The organism is Chamaesiphon sp. OTE_20_metabat_361, from assembly GCF_031364565.1.
Window position 1 is genome coordinate 1 of the sequence record NZ_JANLWO010000561.1, and the last position, 5,893, is coordinate 5,893.

Here is a 5,893-nt window from a genome sequence, read left to right on the forward strand (position 1 = left end):
ACTGAAAGACTGGTAGATTGGAAAAAATCTAATAATTCGCGGTTGACAATTTGGGGTACTTCTTGTTGAATCCAATGTCCACATTGGGGAATTAACTTAAGTTTAAATGGTGCTGAGATGAGTCGCTCCATCCCTTCCGTCAAACGATTGCTTAGAAAACTATCCTCTTCACCCCAGAGCATCAAAGTAGGTACCGTAACAATAGAAGGCGAATTGTTTAACTGTTGCAACCAATTTTGAGGGGAAAGTAAATTTCGATAGTACTTGAGTGCAGCTCCTAAAACACCAGGTTTCTCCAATGCCTCCTGATAAATTCGATGATCCTCCGCCGTAAAAGCTCCTTTGCGCACAGCTTGTCCGCGAAACACATTCAGGATAAAATCTTTGAGGTTTTGCTGAATTGCCCACTCTGGTAAACCCGGAATTTGGAAAGCCAACATGTACCAACTCCGCCGCAATTGATCGAGATTGCTGCCCATCTCTTGCAGTAGTCGTTGAGGATGGGGTGCATTGAGAATTGCCAAGCGATTGAGTACTTGGGGACATTTTTGAGCTAGGTGCCATGCAATTGCACCACCCCAGTCGTGTCCGACGATGTGTGCTTTGGCATAGCCCAGTGACGCGATTAGCCCCTGAATATCGCTGCTGAGGGTATCGAGATCGTAGCCATCAGCAGGCTTGTCTGAATAATTATACCCTCGTAAGTCGGGAACGACGACCTTAAAGTGACGTGCCAATGCCGGAATCTGATGCCGCCAAGAGTACCAGAATTCTGGAAACCCATGCAGTAAAACAACTAATTCGCCCTCACCTTGGGTGACACAGTGCAAACGAATGTTGTTGGTTTGAATAAATTCGTGCCGCCAACCAGAATCTAACGAGGCTGTGTAAGGTTTCATTAATGTATCGTCGTACGCTGCTTTACTAGTATAAACTAGCCATCGACGATCGTCTGTAAGATATTTCTCTCAACCGATCGTTAATCTCGATCGAAGCTAATTTGTTTGACTTGGATATCAAAGCCGCGCGCCTGCATTCTGTCTACTAACATATTCGAGTCTTGCACCCAAAACTGTTTGCCAAACCGGACTAACTGATAACCATTTTCGCCCCGCACGATCGCATACACTGGTGTTTTGACTGCTACTGTATTGCTAGAATACTCCTCAATCATTGTTTTCAAGGCTTGAGATTGGATCTCATCTGTCGCCACATTAATCGGTAATTCAATCAGGACTAAATGTTGAGGTGTAAGTTCTTCATCTACTGGCTTATGGACGGCACTATAGTCAATTTCGATCGCTTCATCGACGATCATTTGCAGTTCGTCATTATCTTTCTTGCGGCTGACTTTGCCAACCAAAATTACCGAGCTGTTTGGGATTAACAGATCCTTGATTTTTTCATAAGCTTCTGGAAAAATGACCGCTTCTAATTTGCTACTCGCAATATCAGTTAGCTTCAGAATCGCCATTGACTTGTTATCTTTCTTAGTCTGAACTACTTTGACCTCTGTCAGCATTACCACCAACTTAACATCCTTGCAAGGTTTTTCAATTTCGATAATTCTTTTAAAATCGTGGCGGTGACTTTTGGCAGCTTTTTCAGCATTTTTGAGTGGATGATCCGAAACATATACACCCAAAAGTTCCTGCTCGAATTGCAATCGTTCCGAAGATGGAAAATCACTCACTAACGGCGATTTAGGCACCGCATCAAAGCCGCCTACTTCCGGTTTTGAATCACCTAGTAAGTCGAATAAGTTACCTTGTCCGATCGCTTTTTCTTTAGCGCGGCTTTGCGACCATGGTATAATTACGTCCAAATCGTTAATTAATTGCCGTCGATTGCGATCGAGATTGTCAAAAGTACCGCATTGAATCAATGATTCTAACGTTCTCTTATTGACAGCTTGCAAACTAACCCGCTGACACAGATCTGCAAGTGATGTAAATTCACCCCCTTCCTCACGTGCCTTGAGAATATTCTCGATCGCGGCTTCACCAACGTTTTTAATTGCCGATAATCCGAATAAAATATTCAACCGATTGGGACGCTCCGGATCGACAACCGGACGGAATTTGACATACGATCGATTTATATCTGGCGGCTCGACTTTGATATCTAAAGTTTGCTCGCAATTATTCAGATAGCGAGTCACTTTATCTTGATCGCCACTATTAGCCGTCAAGAGCGCCGACATATATTCAGCCGGATAATTTGCTTTCAAGAATGCTGTTTGATAAGTAACATAAGCATAAGCAGTAGAATGGCTTTTATTGAAACAGTTAGATGCGATCGAGCCATTCTCTAATAGAAAATTATGATTTTTCTCTAATCCAATATCGTAAACGGATTGGGTGCCTAAAGACGTACAACTAATAATTTTAGCCACGATGGTAACTCCCTAATATTTGTTCTATTTTTTCTTTCTTACGTGCTAATCCTAAGTTGGGATATACATACATCAGATCGTAAAATTTTTGGATATTAATTTTACTGAAAATACGCCAATAATAAACTATGTTATGACTGTGAGCTATTGTCGATCCCATCTTCATGACTTCAGACAACTCTTCTGCAAAGTTTTTTGAGCCAACAATACATACTATTCCGCCACTTCTACCTTTATTGGGATATGCACAACCATCTCCATCAAAATAGCCGAGTACATAAGGATTAAGATATTCTGCTGCGGGAAATCGATAAGAATCGCTAGCCATGCGATCTGTAATAATTTGCCACTGATGTAGCGATCTCGCTAACCTTTGCGATGAAAAATTTACCCGAAAATGTGGTTGATGAGGAGATCGATCGATTTCTCTAATTTCTCCTGAATATTCAATCTCTTTAGCAAAAAGTTCTACCAACTCTCGATCCACAGACTCTAAAACTATATAATTTTTGTCTGTGACACAGCCATCAGCAGCCATTAATCCAAGTAGGTAAGATTTGACAGGAGTATCGATTTTGTCAAAATAGTTTTCATTGAGAGTGTACCTATTTTTACGCTTAGTATTCACCCCGAATTCGGCTAAAACTCTAGAGACAGACCTCCCACTGACTCCCACTAATTTGGGAATTGCTCGACATTCTTCACCACTTTGAAAAGCAAGTAATATTGCTTGTTTTTGTCGTGTATTTAGTTTTAGGTATCCAGTAGCTGTCATGACAATTCATCGATTTGTAGTAAATCTAAGTTGCGATCGAATATCTCTTGAATTGGCAACATTTGTCGATCGCTAGTCATGAATTTATGATTTACTGTGGCCCGAATTATATTACCATTATCTAGTAGATACTCAAATACTTCCTGTTGACCTCGATCGTGCCATTGGACGATCGGCTGCTGAATTATACAACCGCTCTCATCCACACTCCAAACCGTACAAGCTATTTTTTCCGTGACAATTTTACCGATTGGTAAAGCACCATATTCAACTGTCATTACTTTTGTGTCATAACTCAAGCAATATTCTGCGAATAAAACCATTTTATCAAACAGTGCATCGGCGATCGAGTGAGCTACCCCTTTTTTCGCCGCACCATCGAGGAACTTCTCGCGCTGTTTATTCATCTCATCGGCTTTTTTCTTACCCATACACCGCCGCAAGATATCGGCTTCTCCGAGAGTATATCCAGCCAAATCTTGAGCGATTTTCATAATCTGCTCTTGATAGACAATTACTCCATACGTCTCCTCTAGAATAGTTTCTAAAATTGGATGCTCGTAAGTAATTTTCTCGCGTCCGTGTTTGCGATCGATAAAAATTGGAATCAGTCCCGCATCTAACGGTCCCGGACGGTATAGTGCGAGAATGGAGGATAAATCCTCAATGCTCGACGGCTTTAATCTTGCCACCACATCCAGCATCCCGGAAGACTCTAGTTGAAAGACACCTTCTAAATCTCCCGACTCGACTTGTTTATATGTTTTTTCGACAGTCGCGGGACGTTTATTCAACGAGCCTTTATTTAAAATTTTATAAGTCCGTCGCTCCTCAAAAGTGATATCATCCGGATCGATTATATCGCCTTTGGTTTGCTCGATCGTATCGATCGCATTCTGAATAATTGTCAGATTCCGCAATCCTAAAAAGTCCATTTTTAATAGACCCATCGAGTCGAGATCTTCCATATAGTATTGAGTAATTACCGAGCCATCATTATTCCGTTGCAATGGCACGATCTCATCCAAAGGCTGCGCCGAAATCACCACACCCGCCGCGTGGACACCAAAGGTTTTGTTAGTACCTTCGATGCGCATTGCCATATCAATCCACTGTCTGGCAGTAATTTTTTCGCCAGTTTCCGGATCGGCATATTCACCCGTTTCATAAGTCTGTTTAAACTCCGGTACTGGCGTTTTATCCGAAATCATCACCGCCAATTTTGTCGGTTTCCCCCGCACCACCGGGATCATTTTTCCTAACTCATTTGCCGCACCGTAGGGGATATTTAGCACCCGCGCCACATCCTTCAACACCGCTTTAGATGTCATCCGGTTAAACGTGATAATCTGCGCTACTCGCTCTTTCCCATACTTCTGGGTTACATATTCAATTACCTCGGCACGACGTTCGATACAAAAGTCCGTATCGATATCCGGCATCGACTTCCGATCTGGGTTTAGAAACCGCTCGAACAGGAGACAATGATGTACGGGATCGATATTGGTAATCTTCATCGCATAAGCCACCAGCGAACCCGCAGCAGAACCCCGTCCAGGGCCGACTGGAATAGCCCTGTCACGGGCAAATTTGATATAATCCCAGACAACTAAAAAGTACGTCGAAAATCCCATCCGCTCGATCATTTTCAGCTCGAAATCGAGCCGTTCCTGATAAACTTTCTCGATATCGCCATACCGTTGCACCTTCAGCCGTTCCTTCAATCCTTCTCGTGAAATTTCCTCAACAAAAGTAGCAGGAGTATGTCCGACTGGAATCGGAAAATCGGGAATTTTGGGTTCGCCTAAAATGTTATAAGGTTGAACTTTATCCGCAACTTCTAATGTATTGGCGATCGATTCCGCAATGACATCATCGGGTAAATGATCGCGAAATAATGCTGCCATTTCCTCGGCAGACTTGAGATACTCATTGCCGCTATAGCGCATCCGTTTGTCTTCACGGATTAGTTGCCCCGTCTGAATGCACAGCAACGCATCATGAGCCTCCACGTCATAACAGGAGACAAAGTGCGAATCATTAGTGGAAATAATTTTAATATCTAATTCGCGCGCAATTTTGACGATTTCCACATTCACGACTCGATCTTCTTTCAAGCCATGATCTTGGATTTCTAGGTAGTAATCTTCACCAAATCGATCTTTATACCATTTCGCAACTTTTCGCGCCGCATCGGGTCGTCCAGCCATGATTGCTTGGGGAACTTCACCACCCAAGCAACCACTAGTTACGATTAACCCTTCCTTATATTTCTCGATATATTCCTTATTGATACAAGGACGCGCAAAAATTCCTCGCCCCTGAAAGCCTTCGAGGTGAGATACCGTCGTCAACTTCACTAAATTCCGATATCCCTGGGTATTCTTCGCTAGGATTACCTGGTGAAACTTCTGATACCGCTTCTGCTGCGTGAAGTCACCATTAATCACATACATCTCGTTGCCAATAATCGGCTTGACATTGCGAGTGCGACAGACTTTAATCAGTTCGATCGCTCCATACATCACACCATGATCCGTCAATGCGATCGCAGGCATCCCCAATTCTACCGCTCGATCGACCAAATTCGGCAACTGACTAGCTCCGTCTAGCAGGCTGTAGTCACTGTGCATGTGCAAACCAACGAAAGACATAGGGCAATATTTAGCGCAGGTAGATAGCGTTATTATAATACCCCTTTCAATAGTACTTCAGCACTATTT

The 5,893-nt window shown here is 42.8% G+C and carries 4 protein-coding genes; all 4 read right to left on the bottom strand.

Features of this window, described 5'->3' with window-relative positions:
• Positions 1-899, bottom strand: an 899-nt coding sequence (locus RMO35_RS16120; protein WP_309742344.1) for an alpha/beta hydrolase, incomplete at its 3' end; no start/stop codon positions are given.
• A gap of 80 nt (positions 900-979) precedes the next feature.
• Complete coding sequence (locus RMO35_RS16125) at positions 980-2,395, bottom strand: OB-fold nucleic acid binding domain-containing protein (RefSeq protein WP_309742345.1); 1,416 nt, start codon at positions 2,393-2,395, stop codon at positions 980-982.
• The gene (locus RMO35_RS16130) at positions 2,388-3,170 is read right to left on the bottom strand and encodes an LAGLIDADG family homing endonuclease (protein WP_309742346.1); all 783 of its coding nucleotides are present in this window, start codon (positions 3,168-3,170) and stop codon (positions 2,388-2,390) included. Before RMO35_RS16130 ends, RMO35_RS16125 begins: the two co-directional genes overlap by 8 nt.
• Positions 3,167-5,824, bottom strand: a complete 2,658-nt coding sequence (locus RMO35_RS16135; RefSeq protein WP_309742347.1) for a DNA polymerase III subunit alpha — start codon at positions 5,822-5,824, stop codon at positions 3,167-3,169. Before RMO35_RS16135 ends, RMO35_RS16130 begins: the two co-directional genes overlap by 4 nt.
• Between the last annotated feature and the right edge of the window lie 69 nt (positions 5,825-5,893).

Coding starts and splice junctions, on each gene's coding strand:
- RMO35_RS16130 (WP_309742346.1), bottom strand. CDS start 3,170: ATGACAGCTACTGGATACCTAAAACTAAATACACGACAAAAACAAGCA.
- RMO35_RS16135 (WP_309742347.1), bottom strand. CDS start 5,824: ATGTCTTTCGTTGGTTTGCACATGCACAGTGACTACAGCCTGCTAGAC.